Genomic DNA, 718 nt, shown 5'->3' with positions numbered 1-718 from the left:
CCCGCCGTACACCGAGTTCCAGATCGCGGCCAGCATGTCGCCGGGACGCGCGAAGAAGTACGCGGACGTCGTGCGCACCTGGTCGTTGGTGGCGGCCATCAGGATGCCGCCGACGATCATCGCCGCGACGACCGCGAGCACCGTGGTGATCCACGACGAACGCAGCAGCTCGGTGAGGAACTGGTTCGTGCGGGGCGGTGCCGGCGTCTCGGCCGGGGTGTGACCGGTCAGGGGACCGGATGCGGTCGGCAGCTGCTCGGGCGGGAGACCGGGGTCCCCGTTCGCGCCCGTGCTCGGGATGTGGCCGCTCACGCTGTCTCCTCCGCGGGCTGCTCGCCCGCCATCATGAGCCCGAGAACCTCGCGCGGGGTGTTCCCCGGCACGATGCCCACGATGCCGCCGCGGTACATCACCGCGATGCGGTCGCCGAGGGCGGCGATCTCGTCGAGCTCCGTCGACACGACGATCACGGGCACGCCCGCATCGCGCGCGGCGACGATCTGCTTGTGAATGAATTCGATCGAGCCGACGTCGACGCCGCGGGTGGGCTGGGCGGCGACGAACAGCTTCAGCGGACGGCTCATCTCGCGGGCGATGACGACCTTCTGCTGGTTGCCGCCCGAGAGGGTGCCGACCGGGGTGGATGCCGACTGCGTCCGGATGTCGTACTCCGCGATGCGGTCGCGGGCGAACGAGCTGAGCGCCGCGCGCTTGATCG

Annotated in this window: 2 pseudogenes; both read right to left on the bottom strand. The window is 70.8% G+C overall.

Annotated elements, in window-relative coordinates:
* Nucleotides 1-312, bottom strand: a pseudogene (locus ASE56_RS17720) (ABC transporter permease); the annotation flags it as partial.
* Nucleotides 309-718, bottom strand: a pseudogene (locus tag ASE56_RS17715) (heme ABC transporter ATP-binding protein); the annotation flags it as partial. The pseudogenes ASE56_RS17720 and ASE56_RS17715, both read right to left, overlap by 4 nt.

Source organism: Microbacterium sp. Leaf203 (assembly GCF_001421275.1).
GTDB lineage: Bacteria > Actinomycetota > Actinomycetes > Actinomycetales > Microbacteriaceae > Microbacterium > Microbacterium testaceum_A.
Note: the sequence above shows the minus strand (reverse complement) of the source record. Positions and strands in the feature narration are given on the sequence as shown.